Raw genomic sequence first — 25,184 nt, 5'->3', positions numbered from 1 at the left:
CTCGCGGCGGCGGCGCAGGTGTGGTCTTCTGGCGCGGCATCCAGGAAAGGGAGGATTGATTTTCCATGCGATTCAGGGACGAAACCTATTGGCAGTGGGCCGATGCGCAGCTGCATAGCCGCTGCCATGACGAAGTGCTCAGCGACGGCACTTCGCTGGATATCCAGGTGCGCCTGTCGCGGCTCGGCGCGACACAACTGTTCCTTGGGCTTTATGGGCAGGACGGCAGGGCACTGCTGGAGGAGTACTACCCGGCGCGGCCCGGCGAAACCATGACCCGCGCGCTGGTGTGGGGGGTTAACCGGGCTCGGGCGCTGGCGATCGGTGCGTTACCGATGCCGCAGCGCCGACAGCGGGCATGAAAAAGCCCGGCCTATGCAGGCCGGGCTCGCTAAGTGGTGGCCAACCCTCAGTTCAGCGGATCGATCACCTTGACTGCCTGCCGCTCACGGGCGGCGGGCCATTCTTGTTGCAGGGTCTGTAGCACGCGGCCGACGAACTCGGTGTCGGCGGCGGCCTTCTTGCCGACGTAGCCCTGGCCACGGCGGTAGACCTTGAAGCGGGCGCGCATGCTGGGCAGGTGCGCTTCGAATTCATCTTCGACCGTGTTCGGCGGCAGGCGGTCGATGCGCACCTCGCCGGTCTGGCTGACCCACAGCAGGTGGTCGTCGAGGCTGTCCTTGCGTACCGCGAACAGCTGGGCCAGTTGGTCGATAGTCGGATTGTCGTTCAAGTTCATCATAAAGCCCCCATCACCTATTTGTTGTTGATTGTCACAGTTGGCGCCACAGGTTGTAGCGCACTACCAAGGCTGCTACAGCAGCATCGCAACAGGGGCTTTCTCACGCTGCCTTTTGGACAGATTCCCTCTCCACGGACGGCCTGCGTTACCGCGCAAGCCGTCTGGAACACCCTTGCCACCGCTCCCGATCAGGGAGACGGCCTCATCATGCACAAGGCCGACGAACGTCGTCAATGGTTCTGTAGTGAATATTTTTATTCACTACATTCTTGTCATATTGTCTGGCAATCAGTTCGGCGGTGACTCAGCGGTCGAGCCCGGAAAGGATCTGGAAGGCCGCCCGAACTCGGGCTTCGTTGGGGTAGTTGCGGTTGGCAAGCAGGACAATGGCCCTGCCTTGGGACGGGATGAAGGCAGCGTAGGCGCCGAACCCGTTGGTGGAGCCGGTCTTGTTGTACCAGGCGGCAGGCAGGGCCGGAAGCGCCGGCTGCAGGCGCTGGGTGGCCTGGGGTTCACGAATCAGGCGCGGGCTGTTGCCATCGACCAGCGTGTCCAGCGCGACCGGGTAAGGGTAGCGCTCCCAGCCCAGGCCCTGGGTCATGCTGCCAACCCTGAAGTAGCCCGCCTGGGTGATGCCGATGGCTTTGCGCAGCGCCGACGGCAGTTGCGCAGGCTGCATGTGCAGACGCACGTAGCGCAGCAGGTCGCTGGCGCTGGTCTTGATGCCATAGGCTTCGTCGGCATAGGGACCAGGGCTGACGCGCACCGGGTGGTTTTGCGCGTCGTAGCCCTGCGCATACAAGGCCTTTGCCGCTTCTGGCACCTGCAGGTAGGTGTGCTGCAGGCCCATCTGCGGTAGCAGGTGCTGGGTCATGACGGCTGCGAATGGCTTGTGTTGCGCGCGTGCCGCGAGGTCGCCGAACAGCCCCAGGCTCGGGTTGGAATAGCAGCGCTGAGTGCCAGGTTCGCTGCGGGCCTTCCTTTTGCGCAGGAATGCCAGTGCCTGTTCTGCAGTCTGCACCTCATCGGGAAATTGCAGTGGCAGGCAGTCGGCGCTGTAGGCACCCAGCTCCAGCACACTGGCCTCGCCCAACGGCGCACCGGTCAGGGCCGGCTCGTAGCGCCGGGCAGGGGCGTCCAGGTCGAGCTTGCCTTCGGCACTGGCCAGCGCCACGAGGGTGGCGGTGTAGGTCTTGCTCAGTGACCCGATTTCGAACAGGGTGTCGGCGCTCACCGGCTTGCCGTCGGCCTTGCTGGCCACACCATAGCTGAAGTAGTGGGCCTGGCCGTTGTCATAAACCGCCACGGCCATGCCGGCGATGTCCTGTTGTTTCATCAGCGGCCGGATGACCTCGTCCACCTGGGCCTGCAGCGGCTCGGCCGCGTGTGCCGAGGCAAGGCCGAACAGCATCAGCAGTGGAGCTAGACGTACGCGTGGCATGCAAAGGGGTCCTTTTCGTGGATGTGTCCGTTGAGCGACACCAATGGGGGTTCCGGCGTTAGCGGGAAAAAACCCAAGACCTTATCGTCAGGCCCTGCACAACGACAAGATGGAAACTGTTATGAAGTATTTGCGCATGTTGTTCGACAACTTCACGCTGTGCCTGCTCGGGGTGGTACTGATCGCCACCGTGCTGCCTTGCTCGGGCGACGGCGCGGTGTATTTCGGCTGGCTGACCAACCTGGCGATCGGCCTGCTGTTCTTCCTGCACGGTGCGAAGTTGTCGCGCGAGGCAATCATCGCGGGTGCTGGCCATTGGCGCCTGCACCTGCTGGTGTTCTCCTGTACCTTCGTGATGTTCCCGCTGCTGGGCCTGGCGTTCAAGCCGCTGTTCGTGCCGCTGGTAGGCAACGAACTGTACCTGGGCGTGTTGTACCTGTGCGCGCTGCCAGCCACCGTGCAGTCGGCGATCGCCTTCACCTCGCTGGCCCGCGGCAACGTGCCGGCTGCCATCTGCAGCGCGGCGGCGTCCAGCCTGATCGGCATCTTCCTGACCCCGCTGCTGGTAATGATGCTGCTGGGCGCCAGTGGCGATACGGGTTCGGGGCTGGACGCCGTGTTGAAGATCACGCTGCAGTTGCTGGTGCCTTTCGTGGCCGGGCAGATGGCACGCCGCTGGATCGGGGCGTGGGTCAAGAAGAATGCCCGCTGGCTGAAAAGCGTCGACCAGGGTTCGATCCTGCTGGTGGTGTACACCGCGTTCAGCGAGGCCGTGGTCACCGGCCTGTGGCACACCGTGTCGCCGCAGCACCTGGCCGGGCTGTTCGCCGTCTGCGGCATCCTGCTGGCGGTGGTGCTGTTCGGTACGCGCATGCTGGGCAAGCTGCTGGGCTTCAACCTGGAAGACCGCATCACCATCCTGTTTGCCGGGTCCAAGAAGAGCCTGGCCACCGGGGTGCCAATGGCCCAGGTGCTGTTCGTGGGGAGCGGCATCGGCGCGATGATTCTGCCGCTGATGCTGTTCCACCAGATTCAGTTGATGGTGTGTGCGGTACTGGCACAGCGCTATGCCAGTCGGGAGCAGGTGGGTGAGGGGGCTACCGCTTCGTCCTGATCGCCAGATGTTGCTTGTACTGGCCTCTTCGCGGGTAAACCCGCTCCCACAGGATGTGTACCAGTCTTGAGAGCAGTGCAGAACCTGTGGGAGCGGGTTCACCCGCCAAGAGGCCGGAACAGGCTATCTCGCTTGCCCGGCACTGCGCTCGCGCAATGCCTTCCCGACTTCGGCCTCGATCTTGTAGGCCGGGCCTTCCAGCTCTTCATAGTTGCGTGTGTAGCGCCGGGCAAACTCATTCACGCCTAGCTGCTGGTACTGCTGCACATGCTTCAGCTCGTGTGCCCACAATGCCACGTTGTCCTCGGCATCGCTGGCGTGCCGGAAGATGATGGTATCGACCAGGGTTACCGCGTTCACGTCCGGGTTCTGCAGCATGGCGTTGGCCGCCGTGACTTGCTGCTCATCACCGACCCGGTAGCGCGCTGCATCGAGCACGGCAAAATCATACCAGGGCTCCAGTTGTGCGCGGATGTGCAAAGGGATCGGTTGACTGCCGCTGGCGGTGGCCTCGTCGCGTGCCTGCTGCAAGGCAAACGCCAGGCTGCTCGACGCTACGGCTTCGACATCCTGCAGTATCTGCCCGGCCTGGCCAGGGTCGATCGGCGCGCAGAAACAGCCCATCAGGCACACCTGGTACTGCCCGGCCGGGCAGGCCTGTTCGGCCAGGGCGGGCGCTGCCAGCAGTAGCCCCAACAGCAGGTTAATGGCCTTCATTCAATGCCCTGTCGACAAAGCCTTTGCTGGCATCGAGCAACTGCTGTTGCACCTCCTCGCTGGCCAGCATGCGCCCAACCACCAGGGCGCCGACACACTGGCTGATCAGCACCCAGGCCAGCGCCGGGTCTTCCAGGGTTTCGCTCCACGCCCCATGCAAACCTACCAGCCAGTGCTCGGCCTCTTCGCGCACAGGCCGTTCGGCGCGGGCGATTTCCACCCCCAGCGGTGGCAGCGGGCAGCCGCCCTCGGCATTGTGCAGGTGGGCCAGGCTCAGGTACTGCTGCAGGCAACGGGCCAGGCGTTCGCGGCTGGCCCCCTGATTGGCCAGGCGGGCCAGCGGGCTGTTGCACAGCTCTTGGCGGACCACCTCGGTGAACAGGTCGTCCTTGGACGGGAAATGGTTGTAGAAGGCACCGCCGGTCAGGCCTATGGCCTTCATCAACCCGGCCACGCCGGTGCTGGAAAAGCCGCCACGCTTGGCCAGCGCGCCGCTGCTGGCCAGCAGCTTGTCGCGAGTCTGCTGCTTGTGTTCGGTGGAGTAGCGCATGCACGACCTCTTCGCGCTGCTTGACGATGGGGGCGATCATAACATAGCGTTCGTTTACTAAACGATCATTCACCAATGGAGTCAGGCATGCTAGAACAACAAAAAGTGGTGCTGGTGATCGGGGCCGGGGACGCCACCGGTGGCGCAATCGCCAAGCGCTTTGCCCGTGAGGACTATGTCGCCTGTGTTACCCGTCGCCAGGCCGATAAGTTGCAGCCGTTGATCGATGAGATCCGCGCTGAAGGGGGCCAAGCTCATGGTTTCGGCTCGGATGCGCGCAAAGAGCAGGAAGTTGCCGAGCTGGTCGAAACCATCGAACGTGATATTGGCCCGATTGAAGCTTTTGTCTTCAATATCGGCGCCAATGTGCCGTGCAGCATCCTTGAGGAGACCCCGCGCAAATACTTCAAGATCTGGGAAATGGCCTGCTTCGCCGGCTTCCTCACCGGCCAGGCCGTGGCCCGGCGCATGGTCACCCGCGAGCGTGGCACGATCCTCTTCACCGGCGCCACCGCAGGCACTCGCGGCGCTGCCGGTTTCGCCGCCTTCGCCGGGGCCAAGCATGGCCTGCGTGCCTTGGCCCAGAGCATGGCGCGCGAGCTTGGCCCGCGCAACATCCACGTGGCCCATGTGGTGGTGGATGGGGCCATCGACACCGCGTTCATTCGTGACACGTTCCCCGAACGCTACGCGCTGAAGGATCAGGACGGTATCCTCGACCCGGCGCACATCGCCGACAGCTACTGGTTCCTGCATGCCCAGCCCCGGGATGCCTGGACCTTCGAACTGGACCTGCGCCCGTGGATGGAGCGCTGGTAAGCCTGCCTGAGCAAGGAGCGTGACCTATGAGCAAGACCGTGGAGTTCTACTTCGACCTGGGCAGCCCGGCCAGTTATCTGGCCTGGACCCAGCTGCCTGCGCTGTGCGCCCGGCATGGCGCGACCCTGGTCTACCGGCCCATGCTGCTGGGCGGGGTGTTCCAGGCCACCGGCAACGCATCACCGGCGATGATCCCTGCCAAGGGCCGCTACATGTCCATCGATCTTGGCCGTTACGCCCGCCGTTATGACGTGCCGTTCGGGCTGCCGCCGGGGTTCCCGGTGAACACCCTGACCCTGATGCGCGGCACCCTCGGCATGCAGCTTCGTGCGCCCGCGCAGTTCGACGCGCTGTTGGCCGTGCTGTTCAAGGGGCTTTGGCAGCATCAGCGCAACTTGAGCGATGGTCAGGTACTGAATGAAACGCTGCACCAGTCTGGCTTCGACCCTGAGGCGTTTCATGCTCTGGCGGCCAATGGCGAGGTAAAGGCCGAACTCAAGCGGGTGACCGAGGAGGCGGTTGCGCGGGGTGTGTTTGGTGCGCCGACCTGCTTTGTCGATGGGCAAATGTTCTTCGGCCAGGATCGCCTGGATTTCGTCGAAGAAGCGCTGAGCCGTTGAGGCTGGATGGCCTCTCCATGGGTGAGGCCATCGCGGGCTCAGAAATTCGCCGGGGTGTTGGCGCTGATGATTTCCGCCTCGTCCGGGCCGATGTTCTTGAAGCTGTGCGGCAGGGTAGTAGGGATGTAGTAGCCATCGCCCGAGTTGAGGATGCTCACTTGGCCATCGACCCACAGCTCCACGGTGCCACGGGTAACCAGGCCACATTCTTCGCCTTCGGCATGCACGATCGGCTCGCCGGAGTCGGCGCCGGGGGCATACAGTTCACGCAGCATGCGCATCTGGCGGGCCTCGACGCTGGCACCGACCAGCAGCATGCGCAGGCCATTGCGGCCCAGGTCCGGCTGCTCGCTGGCGCGGAACACGAAGCGCTCTTCGCGCACCGGCTCGTCGAAACTGAAGAACTCGGCCAGGGTCATGGGGATCCCTTCGAGGAGTTTTTTCAGGGAGCTGACCGACGGGCTGACACGGTTCTGTTCGATCTGCGAGATCGTCGAATTGGTCAACCCGCTGCGGCGGGCCAGTTCCCGTTGGGAGAGGTTGTTGCGTTCACGCACCAGTTTGAGTCGCGTCCCCGTGTCCATAGCCGCCTTGTAATCAGAGGTGTTTAAAATAATTAGCGACGCATTAAAACATACTCTGCACGCTTGCGCGCTGTGCTTTCAGGCGCGTTGGTCACGCGGCAGCGGCCACAGCCCGACCAGTAGCAACAGCAGTGCCACCGCCAGGAACGGCAGGCGTGGGTCCAAGGCGTAGACCAGGGTTCCGGCCAACGGGCCGATCACCGCCCCCATGCCTTGGGCTGCGCCAATCGAGCCGGCGGTGGCACCTTGTTCCGAGGCCTGCATGGCATTGGCTGCCAGCGCGGAAAACGCCGGGAATACAAAGCCCATGCCGGCCGCAGCGACAAAATAGCAGCTCCACAGCCAGGGCGCCGTGGTGGCCAGCGCGCCAGCGGCGAAACCCAGCCCCGACACGCTGGCACCGACCCGGATCATCTTCAACGGTGGCCACTCCAGCTGGCGCAGCAGCACCTGCGACAGGATCAGCGCCACCCCGACGGTGGTCAGGGCGACACCGGCAGCCTGTGCGGCATCGGTCGGCGCCAGTTGCAGGCGGTCGAGGGCGAAGAAGCCGACGACGATCTGCGAAACCGTGACGCTGAGCATGGCGCTGAACGCCACCAGCAGTGGCCGGCGCAAGCGGGCGTCGCTGAGCCGAACCGGGCTGGGCGCATAGGTTTGGGCAAGGGGCTGTGGTTTGAGCTTGAACAACACCACCAGGAAGGCGCTGGCCGGCAGCAACGACATGATGTGAAAGGGCAGGCTGAGGCTGTGCTGGGCCAGCACGGCTGCCAGCGCCGGCCCCACCACCAGGCCGACGGCATTCGCCGCGCCCAGTGAAGCCATGGCCCGCGCCCGGCGCTGCGGTTCGACATGGTCGGCGATCAGTGCATTGCAGCCCACCGGTATGGCAGCGTAGAAAGCGCCGATGCAACCGCGCGCCAGCATCAGCCCGACGAAGGCCAGGCTTGCCCCTGGCAACCAGCGCAGCGCACCTTCGACGAACAGGCACAGTAGCCAGTAGGCCAGGGTGAAGCCAGCGCTGCCCATCAGCAGGATGCGGCGACGCCCCAGGCGGTCGGACAATCGCCCCCAAGGGCGCGCGAGCAGCACCCAGACCACGCCGGCCACCGTCACCGCCGCGCCGGCCTGCCAGGTGGCCATGCCCAGCAAGCGCGAGATCGGCCCGATCAGCGCGACGAAGGCCATCATCGACATGGTGCAGGCCATGTTGGCCAGCAGCAGCGGGCGCATGTCCAGGGCGTTGGCAGGGGCAAGCAGGGCAGGGTCCTTTGCGGTGTTCATCGGGCAGTCCAGAGCAGGTCGACAAGCTAGCTGTCGAGATGAGTAAGAGTAGTCATCGTGAGCCCGCCTGGCGTCAGCCTGTCATTCGCTGCGCCGCACGTGGCCTGGCCACATGCTACGCAACACGCCGTCCCGACGCACCAACGCATGCATCAGCGCCGCGCCCAGATGCACCAGTACAGTGGCGAACAGCAGGTAGCCTGCCCAGCCATGGGCCTGGCGCAGCAAGGCATACAGCTGCAGGTCGTGCGGAGCGATCGCCGGCAGTTGCAGGGGGCGTGGGTAGCCGCCCGCCGACAGCATCGCCCAGCCCAGCAGCGGCATGGCCAGCATCAGGGCGTAGAGCAGCAAGTGCGAGGCGCCCGCGGCAACACGTTGCAAGGCAGGCAGGTCGGTGGGCAAGGGCGGATGTGGCAAGGTCAGGCGCAGGCCGATGCGCACGATCACCAGTACCAGCAGTGCCAGGCCTGTGGCCTTGTGCAATTCGACCAGCAGCAGGTGGCGCGGTGACAGGTCGCCGACCATGCTCACGCCAATGAACAGCATGCTGATGATCAGGATCGCCATCAGCCAGTGCACCAGGCGCGCCATCGGGTGGAAGACTTCAGGTTTCATCGCTTTGCTCCTGCGCCGAGGGACTCGCGGCTGCGGCGGTTGAATGATTCCGAATAGGCCGCCGAACGGGCGGCGAGGATTGGGTCGGCGGACGGTTCGATGCCACCGGGCAGGATCAATGGGTCGAAGTTCAGGTCACGGCAAGCGCCTTGTTCGGGGGCGTCGACCTGTTCGATCACCAGGCTGCCGGCATCGACGCGACGGCGTTCGGCCGGCCAGGGACGAGCCGGGTCGTCCACCGCATCGCCCTGGTCTGCCAGCACCAGGCGCAGGGTCCAGCGCAATGGCCCTTGGGCCAGGCGCTGTTGCAGGTCGTGCTGGAGGAACTGTTTGTCGTCGACCTGGCCGGGCAGGGCGGTGAATGGCGTTTGCGGTTCCAGCTGCCAGCGTACCGGGTGCGCGGTGCCGTGGGCGTCGATCAGGCGGAAGGCATTGATGCTGTGGTACTGGGTGCTGGCGAAGCTGTCGCTGGGTTTGTAGCTTGCCGCCCACTGGCGAAATGCCGCGCTCTCCGGGTGGGCGGCGAAAAATGCCTGCAGCTTTGCCGGGTCTGGCTTGCCAGTGGCCGGATCTGGCGCGCCGGCCAGCACCTGGTCGTAGAAGCCTTGCGGTGTGCTGACCGCCAGCACGGGCGGGTTGTTCATGCCGGTACGCCAGACTTGGCCGTCATCGGTACTCAACTGGATTGCCAGGCTGCGCACCGGTATGCCGGTGTCCGGGGCGAACGGGTTGGCACCGCCGATGGCGAAGCGGCCGATCACCGGCACTCGCGCCTGGCTGAAAGCCCGTGCTGTCGACAAGCTCGCGGCCTGGCCGCTGGGCTCGAAGTAGCCGCTGACGCACAGGCCCTTGGCGTGGTTCTTGCGATACCCCGGGTAGTGCCCGGCCTGGGCTTCGAAGGTATCGATGATGCGTTGTGGCGTCAGCTGCGGCCCGCCTATCCAGCCTGCGGCATAGGCGAAGCCGGCGCCCAGCGCCAGCAGCACGGTGCCGATGCCGGCCAGGCGCAGCGCCTTGGCAGGGCCTTGCAAGGGTGAGTTCATGGTGGTCATCCGGTTCAGTGAAGGTGGCGGTACGACGGCCTGGGGAAAAACTTATTCCCTGGGCGGGAATAAATTTTCTTGCCGGGCGTCTGCCCCTACACTGACAACCCCAGCGCCCGGTACCTGACCATGCACGATCTGGACGAACAGCAATGGCGTGAGCTGTTGCAGCGCTTGCGCCGCTTTGCCCTGTGGCTGACCCGTGAGCCCGGCAGTGCCGATGATCTGGTCCAGGCCACCATCGAACGCGCCTTGAGCCGCCGAGACCAGCAACGCGAAGCCGAGGCGCTGCGCGCCTGGCTGTTTACCATTCTTTATCGGCTGTTTCTCGATGCCAAGCGCCGCGAGCGCTTGCATGCCCGCTGGCTGTCATGGTTCGACCGCAGCGCGGTGGAGCATGAAGCACTCGGCGATAACACCGAGGACATCGTCCTGGCCCAGGCCGACTTGCAGGCCTTCGCCCAGCTCTCGACCGAACAGCGGGCCTTGCTGTTGCTGGTCAGCATCGAGGGGCTCAGTTACAAGGAAGCGGCGGCAGCCCTGGAAATCCCTATTGGCACGGTGATGTCGCGCCTGTCGCGTGCCCGTGCTGCCTTGCGTGAACTGACCGAAGGCAACCCCCAGCCGCCGGCCTTGCGGAGACTCAAATGACACGCCTGATTCCTGGTGAAGACGAACTGCACGCCTATATCGATGACCGCCTGGAGCCCACCCGCCGTGCCGAGGTGCAGGCCTGGCTGGCGGCCAACCCGCAGGAAGCGGCGCGGGTCGAGGCCTGGCGCAACGATGCCCGGCGCCTGCGTGCGGCCTTGGCAGGGTTTGCCGAGCAGCCTGGGGCGGCCACGCTCGACCTGCGTCAGGTGCAGCAGCGGGTGCGCCAGCGTCGCCAGCGGCGGCTGGCTTCGGCGGCGGTGCTGTTGCTGGCCATGGGGGTCGGCGGGTTGGGTGGCTGGCAGGCACGCCAGGTGACCTTGGCCAGCCATGAATTGCCGATGGCCGATGCGGTGCAGGCCCATCGGTTGTTCGCCGGCAGTGAGGCACTGGATATCCAGGCCAGTGACCCGGCGCAATTGCGCGACTGGCTGGGCCGGCATTTCAACCGCGTGGGCCAGCTCCCTGACCTGGCGGGTTACGGCTTCGAGCCGGTCGGCGCGCGCTTGCTCAGCAACGAGCAGGGGCCGGCAGCGCTGTTGGTATTCCAGGATCGTAACGGCCAGCGCATCAGCCTGTTCCTGCGCTCGCCGGGCGACCGCTATGAACGCATGCCGCAGGGGCAGCGGGTCGATGGGCAACTGGAGGCGCGATACTGGTCGCATGGGGCGTACAACTTTGCCCTGGTCAGCGCGGCGGACGATGGGCGTGGGGCAGGGGTTGGGGAGGCGTTGCGCCTGGGGCTCTAGCGGGTATCGTGTGTGTCTCTTCGCGGGCACGCCCGCTCCCACAGGATTACCACAAGCTCGAGCGTTGTGGGTTCCCTGTGGGAGCGGGCGTGCCCGCGAATGCGTCGGATCAGGTCAGCTCAATTCGAGCCAGATCGGCGCATGGTCGGAAGGCTTTTCCATCCCGCGCAGCTCATAGTCCACGCCGGCCGCCTTGATCCGCGGCACCAGGGCCTGGGAGGCCATGATCAGGTCGATGCGCAGGCCGCGCTTGGGTTCGTCCTCGAAGCCGCGGCTGCGGTAGTCGAACCAGCTGAAGCGGTCGGCTACGTCCGGGTGCATGTGGCGGAAGCTGTCCACCAGGCCCCAGCCTTTGAGGCGTTCCATCCACTCGCGCTCTTCCGGCAGGAAGCTGCACTTGCCGGTCTTCAGCCAGCGCTTGGCGTTGTCCGGGCCGATGCCGATGTCGCAGTCCTGGGGCGAGATGTTCATGTCGCCCATCACCAAGACCGGCTGGTCGTTCTTGAACTGCGCCTCGAGCAACGCTTGCAGATCGCTGTAGAAGCGCTGCTTGGCCGGGAACTTGGTGGGGTGATCACGGCTTTCACCTTGCGGGAAGTAGCCGTTCATGACAGTGATCGGGTTACCGTCGGCATCGGCGAAGGTGCCCCAGATGAAGCGGCGCTGCGCATCTTCTTCATCCGTGGCAAAGCCCTTGAACAGGCTCAGCGGCGCCTGGCGCGAGAGCAGGGCGACCCCGTAGTGGCCCTTCTGGCCGTGGTAGTGCACGTGGTAGCCCAGCGCCTGGACATCGGCCAGGGGGAACTGATCGTCGCTGACCTTGGTTTCCTGCAGGCCGATCACGTCCGGCTGGTGCTTTTCGATCAGCGCCGCCAGCTGGTGCGGGCGGGCCCGCAGGCCGTTGATGTTGAAACAGACGATCTTCATTGGAAAGACAATCCTGGTAAAAGGCCGGATGCTAGCCGACATCGGCGATGATCACCAGCATGGCGGCCAGGCCCTGGCACTGCTAACGTGCTGGGTGAGGTGAACGATGCGCAGTGGAGCACCTCCAAGGCACTGACATGCCCTTTCCAGGAGGACGACCCGCCATGCTCGAAACAGCTGCCGCCCAGGCGCGTATCTGCACCCTCGATGACGGCTACAGCCGTGAGGCACGCTCGCTGTTGTACAACGCCTACCGCCACGAACCGACTTTTGCCTATATCTTCGAAGCCCAGCGCCCAGGCTACGAGCGCCGGTTGCGGGTGATGGTGCGCGAGTGGGTACGTCAACATTTTTACCTGCAGCTGCCGGCCATCGGTCTGCTGCTGGAAGACCGCCTGATCGCCATGGCCCTGATCGTGCCGCCGCAACGTCGCCTGGGTGTGGCCGACAGCTGGGCCTGGCGCTTGCGCATGCTGCTGGGCACCGGCCAGCGCTGTACCCGACGCTACATGGATTACCAGGCCGCGCTGGCCAGCTGCCTGCCGAGCGGGCAGGTGCACATGCTGCCGCTGCTGGGGGTGCATCCGCAATTTCGAGGCTGTCACTATGGCGAGCAATTGTTACAAGCTGTTCACGATTGGTGCGCGGAAGACCCAAACACCCAAGGCGTGGTGCTGGACTCTGGCAACGAGCATTACCTGGCCTTTTACGCGCGCCAGGGCTATGAAGAGATAGGGGAGGTAGCTGTAGGGCCAGTCCGGGAAAGGGTGTTCTTTCATCCCAACCCAGTCTCATCCATGTCATCAATTGCTTGAACTGTGCCGCCAGGCGCCTCCCTTGAGCGCCTGGCTCTGGTAGCATGCGCCGCATGACGTATTCAGGAAGACTTACCTGGGGCCTGGTTTTCTGGGCTGCCAGTGTTGCTGCATGGGGCCAGAGCGAGTTGCTGGTGAAGGTCAAGCCCGCCAACAAGGAACTCAAGGCCAATGTCGAAGGCTATATCGGTAGCCTTGGAGACCGCGATGAGCAAGCGCTGCTGCGTTTCAGTCGCGGGGCCCAGGAGCAGGCGCGCAAGGCCGCGCAGGCCCTTGGCTACTATCAGGCGCAGATCGACACCGAGGTCAAGCCGCCAGCCAAGGCCGACCAGTACCCACAGCTGATCATCGAGATCGCCCCCGGCGAGCCGGTGCGCCTGCGCAACGTGACGGTGCGCATCGAAGGGCCGGCCAGCGAGATGAAAGGTTTTCGCGTACCCGACAGCAAGGCCCTGCGGGAGGGTGAACAGCTCAACCATGGCACGTACGAAGATGCCAAGCGGTTGATCCAGAACCAGGCTTCGCGCTATGGCTTCTTCAGTGGCCACTTCACGCGCCAGCGCCTGGCGGTCGACCCTCAGGCCGGTGTGGCCGATATCGAACTGGTTTACCAGAGTGGTCCGCGTTATCGCCTCGGCGCCGTGAAATTCACTGGTGACACGCCGCTCGATGAAGACCTGCTGCAGCGCATGGTCTCGTTCAAGCCCGGCACGCCTTACGACTCCGAACTGATTGCCCAACTCAACAACGACCTGCAATCGAGTGGCTATTTCGAAGGCGTGCGGGTCGATGCCGCGCCCACTGCGGCAGTGGGCGAGGACATCCCGGTAGAGGTGCGCCTCGACACCCGCAAACCGCGCACCATGGGCCTGGGCCTGGGCTTCTCGACTGACGTGGGGCCGCGTGGCAAGGCCAACTGGACACGGCACTGGGTCAATCCGCAAGGCCATAGTTATGGCTGGGAAACCGAGCTTTCGGCTCCGCGGCAGAACGTGGGCTTGTGGTACGACGTGCCGCTCGATCCACCCTTGACCGACAAGCTGCGCTTCGCAGGTGGTTACCAGAACGAGGAAATCGCCGGCACCGACACCCTCAGCAAGTTGCTGACCGTCGGCCCGGAGTGGCACAGCAAACTGGCCAGCGGCTGGCAGCGGGTGGTCTCGCTCAAGTACCAGCGCGAAGAGTATCGCCTGGGCGATGACTCGGGGCTTAGCAACCTGCTGATGCCCGGCGTGAGTTTTTCCTACCTGCGCAGTGACAACCGCATCGACCCGCACAACGGCTACCGCTTACAGTTCGATACCCAGGTGGCCAAGGAGGGGCTGGTGTCCGACACCAACCTGTTGCACGGCAATGTCCTGCTCAAGGGCCTGACTACGCTCGGCCACAATCACCGTTTCCTCGGCCGGGTGCAGTTCGGTGGCAGTGCCACCAACGGCTACAAGAACAACATTCCGCCGTCGCTGCGCTTTTTCGCCGGTGGTGACCAGAGCGTGCGCGGCTACGACTACCAGACGCTCTCGCCGAAGAACAGCGACGGTGACCGCATTGGCGGGCGCTACCTGGTCGCGGGGAGTGTCGAGTACCAGTATTCGCTGGCCGAAAAATGGCGGGTGGCAACCTTCATCGATCAGGGCAACGCGTTCAACACGCTGGAACTGCCCAGCCTCAAGACCGGGGTCGGTTTTGGTGTGCGCTGGGTTTCGCCGGTAGGGCCGCTGCGCCTGGACCTGGCCAAGGCGCTCGATGACGACGGCGGTATTCGCCTGCACTTCTCCATGGGGCCCGAGCTGTGATGCGTGTGTTGAAATTCGTTCTGCCGGGCGTGCTCGGCAGTGTGCTGCTGGTGGCCTTGGCCCTGGGGCTGTTGCTGGGTACCGAAGGCGGCAGCCGTTGGGTTCTCGGCCGAGTGCCAGGGCTGACGATCGAAGCATTCCAGGGCCGCTTGGCAGGCACCTGGCAGGCCAGCCAGTTGCGCTGGGTCGACGGCGGCAACACGGTGCAGCTGCAAGCGCCGCTACTGAGCTGGTCTCCCGCTTGCCTCATGCGCGCCACGCTGTGTATCGACCAGCTACAGGCTCAGCGGGTCGACATGGCCTTCGCGCCAGGCGATCAAACGGCCGAAAGTGCTCCGCTGCAGTTACCCGCCCTGCGCTTGCCGCTGGCGATCGAGGTCGGTGAGGTGAAGGTGGGGCAGTTGCGCCTGGATGGCAGTGATCTGCTTGGCGATCTGCACCTGGCGGCGCACTGGACCGCGAGTGGCCTGCGCATCGACAGCCTGCAGTTGCAACGTGACGGTTTGCGGGTGCACCTGCAGGGCGATGTGCAGCCTGAGGGAAATTGGCCGGTACAACTTCAAGGCCAGGTGCAGTTGCCAGCGGTGGAGGGCAAGGCCTGGCAACTGGCCCTGACCGCCAAGGGTGAATTGCAGAAAACCCTTACCCTCGACGCCACCAGCAGCGGCTACCTGGATGCCCGCCTGAACGGGACGCTACAGGCCCTGGCCGAACACTTGCCGGCGAAGCTGCAGATACGCGCCGACGCATTCAAACCAATGGGCTCGTTGCCCGACACGCTGCAATTCAACCAGCTTGTGCTGGATGCCCAGGGCGACCTCCTCAAGGGCTATCAACTGTCTGGTAGCGCCAGCTTGCCGGCCGAACAGGCCCCGATCGCACTGGCGCTGGCCGGCAAGGTGGACGCCAAGGGTGCCAAGCTGGATGCCCTGGACCTGACAGCCAGCGACACCCAGCGCGTCAAGCTGCAGGCCAGCGCTGACTGGCAGCAGGCGCTGAAGGCCGACGCTCAACTGGATTGGCAGGACTTTCCGTGGTTGCGTCTATACCCGCTGGAAACGCCGCCGCAGGTTACCCTCAAGCGTTTCAGTGCCCAGGTTCAATACCAGGATGGCAACTACCAGGGCACCTTCAACGGTGATCTCGACGGCCCGGCAGGGGCATTTACCCTGGCCAGCCCGTTCCAAGGTGACCTGGGCCAGGTGCGCCTGCCGCAGCTGGCGCTGACCGCCGGGCAGGGCAAGGCGGCGGGCAGCGTCGTTGTGCGCTTTGCCGATACGCTGGCCTGGGACGTCGACCTGCAGTTGTCAGCGCTGGACCCCGCGTACTGGCTCGCCGAGTTGCCGGGCACCCTGGCCGGGCCTTTGCGCAGCAAGGGTGAGATGAAGGGCGAACAACTCAGCCTGGATGCCCAGCTCGACCTCAAGGGGCGCCTGCGCGGGCAGCCGGCGATGCTCAAGGTCGAGGCCAAAGGGGCCGGGCAGAGCTGGACGCTCGGCGCACTGGCTGTGCAACTGGGCGATAACCGTATCAACGGTAGCGGTAGCCTGCAGCAGCGCATGGCCGGGCGTGTCGACCTCGATCTGCCACGGCTTGGCCAGCTATGGCCGAGGTTGCAAGGGCGGGTTAAAGGGCGCCTGGACGTCAGCGGCACGCTGAACGCACCGCAAGGCAACCTGACCCTGCAGGGCCAGCAACTGGCGCAGGAAGAAAACCACCTCCAGCGGCTCGAGCTGGAGGGGCGTCTGGACAGCGCCCAACGGGGCGTGATCGACCTCAAGGCCAGCGGCATCCGCCTGGGCGACACGGTGCTGGGCACCTTGCAGGCCAATGGCAAGGGTGATATCCGCCAGCAGGCGCTGACCCTGGCCCTGGACGGTCCGCAACTCAAGCTCGACCTGGGCCTGGATGGCCAGCTGAACAAAGGCGACTGGCGTGGTCGCCTGGCCAGCGGCAGGATCCAGGCCGGTGGCCAGGACTGGCAGCTGCAGTCACCGGCGCGCCTGCAGCGGCTGGCAAGTGGCCAATTGGATTTCGGCGCCCATTGCTGGCGTTCAGGCCAGGCCAGCCTGTGCGGCGAGGACCAACGGCTGGCGCCCGAGCCGCGTCTGCGCTATCACCTCAAGCAGTTCCCGCTGGATAGCCTGGCGCAATGGCTGCCGAAGGACTTCGCCTGGCAAGGCATGCTCAATGCCGACGTGAACCTGGACATTCCCACCAGCGGCCCGAAGGGCAACATCCGTGTCGATGCCAGTGGCGGTACGTTGCGCGTTCGCGACAACGGCCGCTGGATCGACTTCCCTTACCAGGCCCTGCGGCTGGACAGCACCCTGGCGCCACGCCGGGTCGATACGCGCCTGGATTTTCGCGGTGAGCGCCTGGGTGAGCTGAGCCTGAACACGCGCCTCGATCCGCTGGGCAAGAACAAGCCGCTGTCTGGCGACTTCCGTCTCGCCGGGCTGGATGTGTCGATTGCCCGTCCGTTCGTGCCGATGGTCGAACGCCTGGCCGGGCAGTTGAATGGCAGCGGCCGCTTGACCGGCACCTTGCTGGCACCACAAATCAACGGCAACCTGGTGCTCACCGGGGGCGAGGTCAGTGGTGCCGAGCTGCCGGTCAGCCTGCAGGACCTGTCGCTGCAGGCCCTGATCGCTGGCGAGCAGGTGCAGATCAACGGCGGCTGGCGCAGCGGCGATGCCGGGCGCGGCCAACTCAACGGCCAGCTGACCTGGGGCCAGGCCCTGGGCATGGACCTGCGTCTGCAGGGCCAGCAACTGCCCGTGACCGTCGAGCCCTACGCGACACTGGAAGTTGCCCCGGACCTGAACCTGCGGCTGGTCGATGACAAGCTGGCGGTGATCGGCAAGGTGCTGGTGCCCAAGGGCAAGATCATTGTGCGCGAGTTGCCACCTTCTACTGTCAAGGTCTCGGACGACACGGTCATCGTCGGCCACCAGACCGAAGAGGGCAAGCCGCCCATGGCGATGGCCATGGATATCGATGTGGTCGTGGGGCAGGACACGCTGTCATTCAGCGGCTTTGGCCTGACTGCCAACCTGCTTGGCCACGTGCATATAGGCGACAACATGGACACCCGTGGCGAACTGAGCCTGGCCGATGGTCGCTACCGTGCCTACGGCCAGCGCCTGACCATTCGCCGCGCACGGTTGCTTTTTGCCGGGCCGATCGACCAGCCTTATCTGGATATCGAGGCCATCCGCAAGGTCGACGATGTGATTGCCGGTATCCGCCTGAATGGCAGCGCCGAGCAGCCGACCACCACGGTGTTCTCGGAACCGGCCATGAGCCAGGAGCAGGCGTTGTCGTACCTGGTGCTGGGGCGCCCGCTGGGGACTTCTGGCGAGGATAACAACATGCTTGCCGAAGCGGCATTGGGCCTGGGCCTGGCGGGCAGTGCCGGGATTACCGGCAGCCTGGCCTCGGGCCTCGGGATCGATGACTTCCAGTTGGATACCGAAGGCTCCGGTAACAGCACCAGCGTAGTGGCCAGTGGCAACCTGACCGAGAAGCTCAGCTTGCGCTACGGGGTCGGGGTGTTCGAGCCAGCCAATACCATTGCGCTGCGTTACAAGTTGAGCAAGAAGGTATACCTGGAGGCTGCCAGCGGGCTGGCGAGCTCCCTGGATATCTTCTACAAGCGAGACTTCTGAAGAACGTCAGCGAACGGTCGCGGCCTCGATGAATTCGTTGGTTTCGGCGGGTGCCGGCGTGTCGGGCTTGCGTATGGGGGTGATCAGCTTGGTGTACTCTTCAATCAGGCGGTTAAGTGCCTCGGGTGGTTCGCTGGCATGAAACTGCATGCGGATCTGCACTTCGTCAGGGTCCCGTGTTTCACCCTGGCGCCCCTGGGCGCCGATCGTCACCTTGAAACTGGCGGCACTGGCCTGTGCGCATTCTTCGCTTAGGGCGCCCAGGCCTTCGGTTGCGTTGACCCGCACCGACAGATCCACCTGCATGCGCTCCAGGCTCAGGCCCTTGGGTGCCACCAGGGCGAACAGAGGCACGCGCATGATGTGTCGATCGTCCATGGCGATTTCGACCATCTTCGCTTTCATCGGGCTGCCCAAGGCCTGGCTGTCACAGTCAAAGAACTGGTCGAACAGGTTGATGTACTGCTGGGCTATAAGGCTATTGGTGGCCGCAGCGGCCTCTTGAAGACCGCGGGTGATATCCCGCAGGTCGATTGCAGTCATGGGCACTGGGGGGGTGTCCAAAGGGTTGGCTCCTGAGGGTGGAAGAGGCCCCGCCGCCAGGCGCGGGGCAACCGATCAAACAGCGAGTGACCATCACGCGTTATTGGGAGCTGCGCCTGGAGGCGTTGGGTCTTTCAAGGTATCGGCCTGCGAGATCTCCTCCTGGCTCTCCAGGGTTGAATTCTGGGTCACTGTCGGCTTGGTGGCGGCTTCGGTGAGGAAGTCGATCACCCGCATCATGGCCTCCGGTGGATCCTGGCGACGCAGTGAGGTATTGAATGCATAGCGTGCACGGGTATCGGTCTTGCGGGTTTGCGTCGACTTGCTGCTGATACTGCCTTTGACGTCCAGTTTGAAAGGCCCCCAACCCAGCGAGGCCGCCACTTCGCCACTTTTGTTGGATTCACTGAAGTCCTCGGCCATCTGGCTGATGGTCAGTTCGAACTCGACGTTACCTTCTTCGATGGTGATGTTCGGGTGGGTGATGGCCGCCAGCAGCGGCACCTTCATGGATTTGCTGACGACGCCTTTGTACTCGCCTTGCTCGTCAACGATGGTTTCGTCATAGTCGAACTGGATGGCAACCGCTTTGCCATCTTGTACGCAGACCTGCATGAGAAAGTCTGCATAGGATTTGCTGGCGGTGACCTGCGCTTGCACCATGGCTTGCAATGGTGCAGCGATCATGCGGTCCATGGGCAAGGCATTGATGACAGAACCGATGAGGCTGTTATCGATAGACATGTGGGTTTTCTCTTTTTATCAGGGTTGAGGGGGCGGCCACGTTCAGGCCGCGATAGGTACAGTCAGCGGGAGCAGTGCTCCTGGCGCCGGATGTTGCCAATCTGTCGCAGGCTCAGCCCATACTTGTTGGCGAGCAGGCTGCGAGACAAACCTTCGGCGCTCTCTTTCTGGATTTGCAGATTGCGCAATTGCCGCAGGAAATGATCTGCCTTGGGTATTTCCAGCGCCACGCCGGCAAATCGCTTGATCAGGGCCTCGAGTGCGTCTGCCGGAAGCACGTCGGCGAGTTTGGTGCGCGTTCGGTGCTTGGGAATGTACTTGGGCCTGCCGCCGTAGGCGCAGGTCAAGTGGTAGGCGTTTTCAAGGCCGATGCATTCGATCAAGGCCTGCAACGAATGCGGTAACTGGCCGATGTCGATGGATGTGAGATCTGGCAGTTCCATAGGAGACTTCCTCGCGGTGGATTGGGCGCGATGCCGTCGTTGGCATTGAGGAATTCTCGGTGAGCGCCGAATGTTGCCGCTAGGCGCCAAGTGGGCTGGCAGTTGTAGTTTTGGTGAGCAGGGCTTGCAGGCAACGATGTCGCGTGATGTAGGACGTTACGTCGACGCTGCTTTGCAGGCCCGATTATTCGTTGGGTTGCATTACCATCGCGCTAGTGAGTGCCCGAACCCTTATTCACACGGATAACTGTTCAGCAGGCTTGCACCTGAAAGATAGGCGTGGGCGTTACCTGACTGCTCGCGGGGCAAGGTGCGCCAGTCGATGTCCAGGCAGAGGCTGTTCAATGGCTGGTCATCGAGCATGCCGATGACCCTGTCGGGAAAAGTTCGCCGATAGCGGGCGACGGTTTTGCCCTGGGGCTCGACTTGATCCGCCTGTGCCAGCGCCTGGCGAGCGAGTCCGGGCAGCAATGGGTGCGCGATGGTGAAGTAGGGGTGGCCGGGCCTTGCTTGCAGGTGCCCGGCTGCACGGGTTCTCTGCCACAGTTGTTGCCACTGGCTGCTGCCAGCATGCGCAGCCAGTTGGTTACCTAGCTTGAGCAATTGCTCAGGCGGTGCCTGGCCGGTGTCGAGGGCCTGAATGGGAAGTGATGGTGCGAGCAGTATGATGAACAGCGCGAACCTGCGCATGGTGCCTCCAGCGTGGATTGAGGAAGCCCAATGCTTTCAGGCATGCCCTGCCATGCTAAGCAGGAAATACAGCGCTGCAAGGCGTTGACGTTGTATCATTGTCGTCGCTCGTTGTGAGCAAATACCCCCGAAGTTGAAGGATTTTTCGATGACCCACGTGCAGCGCCTCAAATATTCGCTTCTGATCATCCTGGTGGTGCTGGGCCTCATGCTGGGCCTGTCGCATCTGCAGAAGCAAGGCACGATCAGTGAACAGACCTTCCAGATGCTGGCTATCGCGATTGCCGTTGTGGTGGTCGTGATCAACGGGATTCTGCGGCGCAAGGTCAAGCCCTGACGCCTGCCCGGCGGCAGCGTCAGGCGGCCTGCAGTCAGCGCGGCAAGGGCTGTTCGAGTACGGCGCGTGCTTCGGGCTTGAGGCTGTAGCACTTGTCGCTGCCAAGGCTGATCACACCCTCTGTGCACAGCCGTTTGAGCACCTCGCGCACGCTCAGAAACGACAACGGGATGTCCAGTTGCTCCAGTTGCGCATGCACGCCGCGCACGCCGATGCTGCGCCCGGTGCGATCTGCGTGGTACAGCGCATCGATCACCTTCAGGCGAATGAGGCTGGTGCGCAGGCCGTAATTGCGCAGCAGTTCGCGAATCTGCTCGTTGCCGGTACGCTCATCCACGCAGGCGGCCGCGCCGTTGGCCGCCTTTCCCGGAATGCACCCGGTCTGCAATGAGGGTTGCGGGTCGTACATGTGAATGCTCCTTTTCGTGGACTGTCCCGAAATATGGTTGGCTCACTGATTAGGACGAATGAGAACGGCAAATCTGCAGCGTCTGCCTGCAAAATTTTCTGCCGGTGTTTCTTGAAGACGGTTCGCGGCGCCACTGCGCGTAAAATTTTCATCCAGCCGTTCGTTTGATCGGGAATGATCCCTGAATCCGAGGAATGCCCGTGTTGTCAATTTCGCGTCCCTTGACCTTTGCCAGCCTGGCGGCTGCCCTGGTCGCCTCCAGCGTAGCCGTGCAGGCGCGGCAAACCGGCGCTGATGCCAGTGCGCAGATCCGTCGCACCAGTTTTGGCGTGCCGCATATCGTCGCCAAGGATGAGCGCGGCCTGGGGTATGGCATTGGCTATGCCTATGCCCAGGACAACCTGTGCCTGCTGGCCAATGAAGTGCTGACGGTCAACGGTGAGCGCTCGCGCTATTTCGGCGCTCAGGCCAAGACCCTCGAACAACGCGACAACCTCGCCAGTGACCTGTTCTACACCTGGCTCAACACGCCGGCGGCAGTCACTGGGTTCATGCAGGCCCAGCCAGCACAGGTGCGCGAATTGCTGGAGGGTTATGCCAGCGGCTTCAACCGCGCCTTGGCCGAGCGGCGCAAGCAAGGCCTGCCTGCGCAATGCGGCGACGGCCAGTGGGTACGCCAGATCACCAGCCAGGACTTGGTCAAACTGACCCGTCGCCTGCTGGCTGAAGGGGGCGTGGGCCAGTTCGCCGAAGCGCTGGCGGGTGCCCAGCCCCCCAGGCTGGCAGCCCAGCGAACAACCCCGGCCTTTGACGTGGCGCTGGCCCGGCAGCAGCGCTTCGCCTCCGAGCGCGGCAGCAACGCGGTGGCTGTGGGGGCGCAACGCTCGGCCAATGGCCGCGGCCTGTTGCTGGCCAACCCGCACTTCCCGTGGATGGGTGGCATGCGTTTTTACCAGATGCAGCTGACCATCCCAGGCAAGCTGGATGTGATGGGGGCCGCTTTGCCTGGCCTGCCAGTGGTGAACATCGGCTTCAACCGCCACCTGGCCTGGACCCACACGGTGGATACCTCAAAGCACTTCACCCTGTATCGCTTGCAGTTGGACCCCAAGGATCCGACCCATTACCTGCAGGATGGCAAGTCCATCCCGATGACACGGCAAACCGTGAGCGTCAGGGTCAAGGCCGACGATGGCACCCTCAGCCAGATCGAGCGCAAGGTCTACAGCTCCCGTTTCGGGCCGATTGTGCAGTGGCCGGGGAGACTGGACTGGGACACCCAGGCAGCCTACAGCCTGCGCGATGCCAACCTGGACAACACGCGCGTGCTGCAGCAGTGGTACCGCATCAATCGTGCCGACAGCCTGGAGGCCCTCAAGGGTTCCATCGAGCAGTTGCAGGGCATCCCGTGGGTCAACACCCTCGCCGTCGATGCCGCAGGCAAGGCGCTGTACCTGAACCAGTCGGTAGTGCCTTTTGTCGATCAGCAACTGCTCAGCGCCTGCAGCGATCCGGCGGCGCAAGGCCCTCTGGTGGTACTGGACGGGTCGCGCAGTGCCTGCCAGTGGAAGGTCGATGCCCAGGCCGCGCAGCCTGGTATCTTCCCGGCGCGAATGCTGCCGAGCCTGGAACGCAACGACTTTGTGCAGAATTCCAACGACCCGGCCTGGATGGCCAACCCGGCCCAGCCGTTGACCGGCTTCTCGCCATTGATCAGCCGCAGTGACCAGCCGCTGGGCATGCGCGGGCGTTTTGCCCTTGAGCGCCTGCAAGGCAACGCCAAGCTGGGTGTCGACGACTTGCAGCGCATGGTGCTGGATGACGAGGTTTACCTGGCCAGCCTGGTACTGCCCGACCTGCTGCAGTGGTGCAAAGTGGCTGAGGCCGAGGTGCAGGCCGTGTGTGTCAGCCTCGCTGCCTGGGATGGCAAGGCCGGTGTGGACAGTGGTGTTGGTCTGGTGCATTTCCAGAACATGGTCGAGGCCATGGCCAAGCATCCGCAAAGTTGGCGCGTGGCTTTCGACCCGGCAGACCCTCAGCACACCCCGCGGGGCCTGGCGGTGGAGCAGGCGCTGGTGCGCAAGCTGTTGCGTGAAGCGGCCTTGGGTTCGCTGCAGCAAGTGGCCGACGCCGGAGTCGAGGAGGGTAGCCGATGGGGGCAGATCCAGCAGGCTGCCGATGGCACGCCGGTGCCGGGCGGCCCGCAGCAGCTTGGGGTTTATAACGCGATGTTCAGCGTGCCGCATGGGCCGGGCAAGCGCCTAGTGGTCAGCGGTACCAGCTATCTGCAGCTTGTCAGTTTCACTGAGCACGGGCCACAGGCACGTGGGCTGCTGGCCTTCTCGCAATCCAGCGAAGCTGGCTCGGCGCACTTCAGCGACCAGACCCAGGCGTTTGCCGCCAAGCAGCTGGCAGCGATACCGTTTACCGAGGCGCAGATCAAGGCGGACCCGGAGTATCGTCAGTATGTGATCAGTGAACGGGACAAAGCCGCGGTGGCCAGCCGGCCTTGAGCCTTTGGCCTGTAACGGCCTGTTCGCGGGCTCGCCCGCTTCCACGGGAAACTCCACAGGCCTGAGTCCAGTGGTTTCCCTGTGGGAGCGGGCGAGCCCGCGAAAAGGGCGAATTGGACTTTCAGGAGAACTCGAATGGCTCCAGGGCAAAGCCTTGCCCATCGACCTGCAAGGTCCAGCCCCGACGGTCCCAATCCCCCAGCACGATGCGCCGGGCCGGTTCACCTTCGACCACCAGCTTGTGAATCGCCGGCCGGTGGGTGTGGCCATGCACCAGCGTGCGTACGCCATGCGCGGCCATCACTTTCGGCACTTCTTCCGGCGTGACGTCGACGATCTCGGTGGCCTTCATGCGCACCTGTGCACGGCTTTCGCTGCGTAGCTTGCGCGCCAGTTTCTGGCGGGTGGCCAGCGGCAGGTGCCGAAGGATCCACAGGCTCACCGGGTTGCGCAGGTAACGGCGCATCTTCATGTAGCCCAGGTCGCGGGTGCACAGGGTGTCGCCATGCATCAGCAGCACCTGTTCACCGCCCAGCTCGATCACGCTTGGGTCGGCCAGCAGTGTGCAGCCAGCGGCCGTGCAGAAGTCCTGGCCAATCAGGAAGTCGCGGTTGCCATGCATCAGGTAGATCGCCGTGCCGCTGTCGCTGAGCTGGCGCAAGGCCTGGCAGATCGACTGCTGGAACGCTGTCATGGCGTCGTCGCCGATCCACGCTTCAAAAAAATCACCGAGGATGTACAACGCCTTGGCGTGACGGGCGCGGCCGTCGAGCAGATCAAGAAACGCCCGGGTGATGTCCGGGCGTTCTTCTTGCAGGTGCAGATCGGAGATCAGCAGGATCACTCAATGATCTCGGCTTTCTCGATGATCACGTCGTCCTTCGGCACGTCCTGGTGGCCAGCCTTGGAGCCGGTGGCAACTTTTTCGATCGCATCGACGATTTCACGGCCTTCGGTCACTTCGCCGAACACGGCGTAGCCCCAACCCTGGACGTTCTTGCCGCTGTGGTTGAGGAAGTCGTTGTCGGCGGCGTTGATGAAGAACTGCGCCGAGGCGGAGTGCGGCTCCATGGTGCGGGCCATGGCAATGCTGTACTTGGTGTTCTTCAGGCCGTTGTCGGCTTCGTTCTGGATGCTGGCACGGGTCTTCTTCTGGTTCATGCCGGCTTCGAAACCGCCGCCCTGAATCATGAAGCCCTTGATCACACGGTGGAACACGGTGCCGTTGTAATGGCCGTCCTTGACGTACTGAACGAAGTTTTCGGTGGTCAGCGGCGCTTTTTCGGCGTTCAGTTGCAGAACGATGTCGCCGTGGTTGGTGGTCAGTTTGACTTTGGACATGCTGAAATTCGCTCTTTCAAGGCATA

General features: G+C 63.8%; 27 protein-coding genes. 11 read left to right on the top strand and 16 right to left on the bottom strand.

The window, feature by feature from the left end:
• Positions 1-65 precede the first annotated feature (65 nt).
• A complete protein-coding gene (locus APH33_RS22990; RefSeq protein WP_054887338.1) occupies positions 66-362 on the top strand; it encodes a hypothetical protein in 297 nt (98 codons plus the stop codon).
• Between the two features lie 47 nt (positions 363-409).
• On the opposite strand, the gene APH33_RS22985 is transcribed toward APH33_RS22990, so the two are convergent.
• Positions 410-742, bottom strand: a complete 333-nt coding sequence (locus APH33_RS22985; protein WP_054887337.1) for a hypothetical protein — start codon at positions 740-742, stop codon at positions 410-412.
• 304 nt (positions 743-1,046) lie between these two features.
• Positions 1,047-2,183, bottom strand: a complete 1,137-nt coding sequence (gene ampC / locus APH33_RS22980; protein ID WP_054887336.1) for a class C beta-lactamase — start codon at positions 2,181-2,183, stop codon at positions 1,047-1,049.
• A gap of 121 nt (positions 2,184-2,304) precedes the next feature.
• Here ampC and APH33_RS22975 point away from each other — a divergent pair, with 121 nt between their 5' ends.
• Positions 2,305-3,297 carry a bile acid:sodium symporter family protein gene (locus APH33_RS22975; protein ID WP_054887335.1) on the top strand — a complete coding sequence of 331 codons (993 nt, stop codon included), beginning with the start codon at positions 2,305-2,307 and terminating at the stop codon, positions 3,295-3,297.
• A gap of 123 nt (positions 3,298-3,420) precedes the next feature.
• Here APH33_RS22975 and APH33_RS22970 read toward each other — a convergent pair whose 3' ends face one another.
• Both APH33_RS22970 and APH33_RS22965 read right to left on the bottom strand, forming a co-directional pair.
• Complete coding sequence (locus tag APH33_RS22970) at positions 3,421-4,014, bottom strand: DUF4157 domain-containing protein (RefSeq protein WP_054887334.1); 594 nt, start codon at positions 4,012-4,014, stop codon at positions 3,421-3,423.
• Positions 4,001-4,564: a TetR/AcrR family transcriptional regulator gene (locus tag APH33_RS22965; protein ID WP_054887333.1), complete on the bottom strand. Its 564-nt coding sequence runs from the start codon at positions 4,562-4,564 to the stop codon at positions 4,001-4,003. Before APH33_RS22965 ends, APH33_RS22970 begins: the two co-directional genes overlap by 14 nt.
• 87 nt (positions 4,565-4,651) lie before the next feature.
• Between APH33_RS22965 and APH33_RS22960 the strand changes: the two genes are divergently transcribed.
• Both APH33_RS22960 and APH33_RS22955 read left to right on the top strand, forming a co-directional pair.
• Positions 4,652-5,383, top strand: coding sequence for an SDR family oxidoreductase (locus APH33_RS22960; protein WP_054887332.1), 732 nt, complete (start codon positions 4,652-4,654; stop codon positions 5,381-5,383).
• A gap of 26 nt (positions 5,384-5,409) precedes the next feature.
• Positions 5,410-6,003, top strand: coding sequence for a 2-hydroxychromene-2-carboxylate isomerase (locus APH33_RS22955; protein ID WP_054887331.1), 594 nt, complete (start codon positions 5,410-5,412; stop codon positions 6,001-6,003).
• Between the two features lie 38 nt (positions 6,004-6,041).
• Here APH33_RS22955 and APH33_RS22950 read toward each other — a convergent pair whose 3' ends face one another.
• The 4 genes from APH33_RS22950 to APH33_RS22935 form a co-directional block, all read right to left on the bottom strand.
• On the bottom strand, positions 6,042-6,587 hold the full coding sequence (locus APH33_RS22950; RefSeq protein WP_054887330.1) for a cupin domain-containing protein: 546 nt from the start codon (positions 6,585-6,587) through the stop codon (positions 6,042-6,044).
• Between the two features lie 78 nt (positions 6,588-6,665).
• The gene (locus APH33_RS22945) at positions 6,666-7,871 is read right to left on the bottom strand and encodes an MFS transporter (protein ID WP_054887329.1); all 1,206 of its coding nucleotides are present in this window, start codon (positions 7,869-7,871) and stop codon (positions 6,666-6,668) included.
• Between the two features lie 81 nt (positions 7,872-7,952).
• Positions 7,953-8,486, bottom strand: coding sequence for a cytochrome b (locus APH33_RS22940; protein ID WP_054887328.1), 534 nt, complete (start codon positions 8,484-8,486; stop codon positions 7,953-7,955).
• Positions 8,483-9,529 carry a catalase family peroxidase gene (locus APH33_RS22935; protein WP_054887419.1) on the bottom strand — a complete coding sequence of 349 codons (1,047 nt, stop codon included), beginning with the start codon at positions 9,527-9,529 and terminating at the stop codon, positions 8,483-8,485. The genes APH33_RS22940 and APH33_RS22935 overlap by 4 nt, the downstream gene beginning before the upstream one ends.
• Positions 9,530-9,658: 129 nt before the next feature.
• Here APH33_RS22935 and APH33_RS22930 point away from each other — a divergent pair, with 129 nt between their 5' ends.
• Entirely contained in the window at positions 9,659-10,180 is a 522-nt protein-coding gene (locus APH33_RS22930; RefSeq protein ID WP_054887418.1) for a sigma-70 family RNA polymerase sigma factor, read from the top strand.
• A complete protein-coding gene (locus tag APH33_RS22925) occupies positions 10,177-10,929 on the top strand; it encodes an anti-sigma factor (protein ID WP_054887327.1) in 753 nt (250 codons plus the stop codon). Before APH33_RS22930 ends, APH33_RS22925 begins: the two co-directional genes overlap by 4 nt.
• A gap of 114 nt (positions 10,930-11,043) precedes the next feature.
• On the opposite strand, the gene xthA is transcribed toward APH33_RS22925, so the two are convergent.
• Positions 11,044-11,856 carry an exodeoxyribonuclease III gene (xthA, locus tag APH33_RS22920; protein WP_054887326.1) on the bottom strand — a complete coding sequence of 271 codons (813 nt, stop codon included), beginning with the start codon at positions 11,854-11,856 and terminating at the stop codon, positions 11,044-11,046.
• A gap of 164 nt (positions 11,857-12,020) precedes the next feature.
• Here xthA and APH33_RS22915 point away from each other — a divergent pair, with 164 nt between their 5' ends.
• The 3 genes from APH33_RS22915 to APH33_RS22905 are packed head-to-tail and all read left to right on the top strand — an operon-like array spanning position 12,021 to position 18,138.
• Positions 12,021-12,671: an N-acetyltransferase gene (locus APH33_RS22915; protein WP_054887325.1), complete on the top strand. Its 651-nt coding sequence runs from the start codon at positions 12,021-12,023 to the stop codon at positions 12,669-12,671.
• A gap of 53 nt (positions 12,672-12,724) precedes the next feature.
• Positions 12,725-14,467 carry an autotransporter assembly complex family protein gene (locus APH33_RS22910; RefSeq protein ID WP_054887417.1) on the top strand — a complete coding sequence of 581 codons (1,743 nt, stop codon included), beginning with the start codon at positions 12,725-12,727 and terminating at the stop codon, positions 14,465-14,467.
• Entirely contained in the window at positions 14,464-18,138 is a 3,675-nt protein-coding gene (locus APH33_RS22905) for a translocation/assembly module TamB domain-containing protein (protein ID WP_054887324.1), read from the top strand. The genes APH33_RS22910 and APH33_RS22905 overlap by 4 nt, the downstream gene beginning before the upstream one ends.
• Positions 18,139-18,144: 6 nt before the next feature.
• Here the strand turns inward: APH33_RS22905 and APH33_RS22900 are convergent, their stop codons facing one another.
• The 4 genes from APH33_RS22900 to APH33_RS22885 all read right to left on the bottom strand — a co-directional run bounded on the left by APH33_RS22900 (position 18,145) and on the right by APH33_RS22885 (position 20,558).
• The gene (locus tag APH33_RS22900) at positions 18,145-18,702 is read right to left on the bottom strand and encodes a DUF2589 domain-containing protein (protein WP_256218727.1); all 558 of its coding nucleotides are present in this window, start codon (positions 18,700-18,702) and stop codon (positions 18,145-18,147) included.
• 72 nt (positions 18,703-18,774) lie between these two features.
• Complete coding sequence (locus APH33_RS22895) at positions 18,775-19,425, bottom strand: DUF2589 domain-containing protein (protein WP_054887322.1); 651 nt, start codon at positions 19,423-19,425, stop codon at positions 18,775-18,777.
• A 62-nt stretch (positions 19,426-19,487) separates the two neighbouring features.
• On the bottom strand, positions 19,488-19,868 hold the full coding sequence (locus tag APH33_RS22890; RefSeq protein ID WP_054887321.1) for a Mor transcription activator family protein: 381 nt from the start codon (positions 19,866-19,868) through the stop codon (positions 19,488-19,490).
• A 231-nt stretch (positions 19,869-20,099) separates the two neighbouring features.
• Positions 20,100-20,558 (bottom strand): hypothetical protein, encoded by a 459-nt coding sequence (locus APH33_RS22885; RefSeq protein WP_054887320.1) that lies wholly within the window; start codon positions 20,556-20,558, stop codon positions 20,100-20,102.
• Between the two features lie 148 nt (positions 20,559-20,706).
• Between APH33_RS22885 and APH33_RS22880 the strand changes: the two genes are divergently transcribed.
• Positions 20,707-20,895, top strand: coding sequence for a hypothetical protein (locus tag APH33_RS22880; RefSeq protein WP_003248064.1), 189 nt, complete (start codon positions 20,707-20,709; stop codon positions 20,893-20,895).
• Between the two features lie 34 nt (positions 20,896-20,929).
• Here APH33_RS22880 and APH33_RS22875 read toward each other — a convergent pair whose 3' ends face one another.
• Positions 20,930-21,304, bottom strand: a complete 375-nt coding sequence (locus tag APH33_RS22875) for a hypothetical protein (RefSeq protein WP_054887319.1) — start codon at positions 21,302-21,304, stop codon at positions 20,930-20,932.
• A 194-nt stretch (positions 21,305-21,498) separates the two neighbouring features.
• Between APH33_RS22875 and APH33_RS22870 the strand changes: the two genes are divergently transcribed.
• Positions 21,499-23,817 (top strand): acylase, encoded by a 2,319-nt coding sequence (locus APH33_RS22870; RefSeq protein WP_054887318.1) that lies wholly within the window; start codon positions 21,499-21,501, stop codon positions 23,815-23,817.
• A 121-nt stretch (positions 23,818-23,938) separates the two neighbouring features.
• Here the strand turns inward: APH33_RS22870 and lpxH are convergent, their stop codons facing one another.
• Positions 23,939-24,661: a UDP-2,3-diacylglucosamine diphosphatase gene (gene lpxH / locus APH33_RS22865; protein ID WP_054887317.1), complete on the bottom strand. Its 723-nt coding sequence runs from the start codon at positions 24,659-24,661 to the stop codon at positions 23,939-23,941.
• Positions 24,658-25,158, bottom strand: coding sequence for a peptidylprolyl isomerase (locus APH33_RS22860; protein ID WP_054887316.1), 501 nt, complete (start codon positions 25,156-25,158; stop codon positions 24,658-24,660). Before APH33_RS22860 ends, lpxH begins: the two co-directional genes overlap by 4 nt.
• Between the last annotated feature and the right edge of the window lie 26 nt (positions 25,159-25,184).

The organism is Pseudomonas sp. NBRC 111130 (genome assembly GCF_001320485.1).
Lineage (GTDB): Bacteria > Pseudomonadota > Gammaproteobacteria > Pseudomonadales > Pseudomonadaceae > Aquipseudomonas > Aquipseudomonas vlassakiae.
This window is presented reverse-complemented; position numbering and strand designations above follow the sequence as displayed.

Excerpts from the sequence above, each read along its gene's own strand:
- APH33_RS22990 (WP_054887338.1), top strand. The coding sequence starts at position 66 with ATGCGATTCAGGGACGAAACCTATTGGCAGTGGGCCGATGCGCAGCTG.
- APH33_RS22985 (WP_054887337.1), bottom strand. The coding sequence starts at position 742 with ATGATGAACTTGAACGACAATCCGACTATCGACCAACTGGCCCAGCTG.
- ampC (WP_054887336.1), bottom strand. The coding sequence starts at position 2,183 with ATGCCACGCGTACGTCTAGCTCCACTGCTGATGCTGTTCGGCCTTGCC.
- APH33_RS22975 (WP_054887335.1), top strand. The coding sequence starts at position 2,305 with ATGAAGTATTTGCGCATGTTGTTCGACAACTTCACGCTGTGCCTGCTC.
- APH33_RS22970 (WP_054887334.1), bottom strand. The coding sequence starts at position 4,014 with ATGAAGGCCATTAACCTGCTGTTGGGGCTACTGCTGGCAGCGCCCGCC.
- APH33_RS22965 (WP_054887333.1), bottom strand. The coding sequence starts at position 4,564 with ATGCGCTACTCCACCGAACACAAGCAGCAGACTCGCGACAAGCTGCTG.
- APH33_RS22960 (WP_054887332.1), top strand. The coding sequence starts at position 4,652 with ATGCTAGAACAACAAAAAGTGGTGCTGGTGATCGGGGCCGGGGACGCC.
- APH33_RS22955 (WP_054887331.1), top strand. The coding sequence starts at position 5,410 with ATGAGCAAGACCGTGGAGTTCTACTTCGACCTGGGCAGCCCGGCCAGT.
- APH33_RS22950 (WP_054887330.1), bottom strand. The coding sequence starts at position 6,587 with ATGGACACGGGGACGCGACTCAAACTGGTGCGTGAACGCAACAACCTC.
- APH33_RS22945 (WP_054887329.1), bottom strand. The coding sequence starts at position 7,871 with ATGAACACCGCAAAGGACCCTGCCCTGCTTGCCCCTGCCAACGCCCTG.
- APH33_RS22940 (WP_054887328.1), bottom strand. The coding sequence starts at position 8,486 with ATGAAACCTGAAGTCTTCCACCCGATGGCGCGCCTGGTGCACTGGCTG.
- APH33_RS22935 (WP_054887419.1), bottom strand. The coding sequence starts at position 9,529 with ATGAACTCACCCTTGCAAGGCCCTGCCAAGGCGCTGCGCCTGGCCGGC.
- APH33_RS22930 (WP_054887418.1), top strand. The coding sequence starts at position 9,659 with ATGCACGATCTGGACGAACAGCAATGGCGTGAGCTGTTGCAGCGCTTG.
- APH33_RS22925 (WP_054887327.1), top strand. The coding sequence starts at position 10,177 with ATGACACGCCTGATTCCTGGTGAAGACGAACTGCACGCCTATATCGAT.
- xthA (WP_054887326.1), bottom strand. The coding sequence starts at position 11,856 with ATGAAGATCGTCTGTTTCAACATCAACGGCCTGCGGGCCCGCCCGCAC.
- APH33_RS22915 (WP_054887325.1), top strand. The coding sequence starts at position 12,021 with ATGCTCGAAACAGCTGCCGCCCAGGCGCGTATCTGCACCCTCGATGAC.
- APH33_RS22910 (WP_054887417.1), top strand. The coding sequence starts at position 12,725 with ATGACGTATTCAGGAAGACTTACCTGGGGCCTGGTTTTCTGGGCTGCC.
- APH33_RS22895 (WP_054887322.1), bottom strand. The coding sequence starts at position 19,425 with ATGTCTATCGATAACAGCCTCATCGGTTCTGTCATCAATGCCTTGCCC.
- APH33_RS22890 (WP_054887321.1), bottom strand. The coding sequence starts at position 19,868 with ATGGAACTGCCAGATCTCACATCCATCGACATCGGCCAGTTACCGCAT.
- APH33_RS22885 (WP_054887320.1), bottom strand. The coding sequence starts at position 20,558 with ATGCGCAGGTTCGCGCTGTTCATCATACTGCTCGCACCATCACTTCCC.
- APH33_RS22880 (WP_003248064.1), top strand. The coding sequence starts at position 20,707 with ATGACCCACGTGCAGCGCCTCAAATATTCGCTTCTGATCATCCTGGTG.
- APH33_RS22875 (WP_054887319.1), bottom strand. The coding sequence starts at position 21,304 with ATGTACGACCCGCAACCCTCATTGCAGACCGGGTGCATTCCGGGAAAG.
- APH33_RS22870 (WP_054887318.1), top strand. The coding sequence starts at position 21,499 with ATGCCCGTGTTGTCAATTTCGCGTCCCTTGACCTTTGCCAGCCTGGCG.
- APH33_RS22860 (WP_054887316.1), bottom strand. The coding sequence starts at position 25,158 with ATGTCCAAAGTCAAACTGACCACCAACCACGGCGACATCGTTCTGCAA.